General features: G+C 47.3%; 2 protein-coding genes. Both read left to right on the top strand.

Features of this window, described 5'->3' with window-relative positions; all coding sequences use genetic code 11:
• Nucleotides 1-469, top strand: a 469-nt coding sequence (locus tag MD221_RS17380; RefSeq protein WP_277928952.1) for an RHS repeat-associated core domain-containing protein, incomplete at its 5' end; no start/stop codon positions are given.
• Between the two features lie 329 nt (nucleotides 470-798).
• The gene (locus tag MD221_RS17375; protein WP_242113416.1) at nucleotides 799-1,176 is read left to right on the top strand and encodes an SEL1-like repeat protein; all 378 of its coding nucleotides are present in this window, start codon (nucleotides 799-801) and stop codon (nucleotides 1,174-1,176) included.
• Nucleotides 1,177-1,435 lie beyond the last annotated feature (259 nt).

The raw sequence follows: 1,435 nt of genomic DNA, 5'->3' as shown, positions 1-1,435 counted from the left end.
GGGCATGGTGCGCAACAACATCGTGCGCTACATCCACGCCGACCATCTGGGCCGGCCGGAGATCGTGACCGATGGCACAAAAGCGATCGTGTGGAAGGCGACCAACGGAGCGTTCGACCGGACGGTGGCGATCGATGCGATTGGCGGGTTGAACGTCGGGTTCCCTGGGCAGTATTACGACCAGGAAAGTGGGCTCTGGTACAACATCAATCGCTACTACAATTCAGGTGTTGGTCGATATAACCAAGTGGATCCAATTGGCTTGTGGGGCGGAATTAATCTATATGCTTACGTTAATGGAAATCCCATAAGTCGTACAGATGCACTGGGATTAGCAGACAAAATATTAATAAGCCCCACAGACACAGCTTATTCTGGATTTGTTGACACCGCATCTATCCCGGGATCATATTCAGTTGCAGCACACTCAAATCCATATGGATTGGTTGATGATCAAGGCAATTTTTGAGTGCTAAACAACTGGCTAATATAATCAAATCCGATCCCAACTACATTGCTGGAACGCCAGTACAGCTTCAAGCATGCAATGCTGGGCTAGTTCCCCCTGGGGGCAGAATTTCACCGGCGAAAGCGTTGGCTGATGAGCTGGGCGTAGGTGTATGGGGGGCTAACAATTTTGTATGGCCGCATGGATTAGGTACGATCGTGGCGCCGACAAATTCTGGAGCTTCTTGGCAGAATTATACTCATGCGGATGGGCTAACGGGGCCTAACCTAAATGCTGGTGGGCGATACATTTTTTTCACTCCAAAAGCTGTTCTTTAATAGGATCGCGCCATGAAATTTACAGGAAAATTAATGTCAGGGATTATGTTGTTTGCAATTCCCGGAGTTGTTATGTCACAACAATCTTCATCAGTGTCCAAGGAAGAAATACCATCATTAGAGCAAGAAGCTATGTCGGGCTCGATACCTGCGGCAAAGAAGTTGTATGAAAATTACTATTTTTCTAATTTAGACTATGAAGAGGGAATGAAGTGGTTAAGAATTTGCGCAGAGAATGGCGATTCTGTTTGCGAATATAATCTCGGATTTATTTTAGTTAAATCAAAAGTGAAGAATGATCGCATGAGGGGGGAGTTTTGGTTAAGAAGATCTGCTGACAAGGGGAGTGTGCGTGCAAAAGAGCTTCTTATCGAAATTAATGGTGATTAGATCCGATTTCGTTGGAATCGGAAGCCCTTATCATTTGGAGGTATGGCTAGCTTGCGGCTTGGTATGGCGAATAGAAAGAAAGCGGTATTCTAATCAGATGCTGATTTCATCGACTTACACTGCGCCCGCCGCCGCGCCGAACATTACTAGATAAGATGGCGAGTAATATCATCCTTATGAAGGCCCCAATGCCCAACTTCCACGACGAACGCAAGGCATCGGCCGCCAGCAGGCCGAGGAGGCGGTGCGCACGCTGCTG

The organism is Luteimonas aquatica (assembly GCF_022662575.1).
Taxonomy (GTDB): domain Bacteria; phylum Pseudomonadota; class Gammaproteobacteria; order Xanthomonadales; family Xanthomonadaceae; genus Luteimonas; species Luteimonas aquatica.
This window is presented reverse-complemented; position numbering and strand designations above follow the sequence as displayed.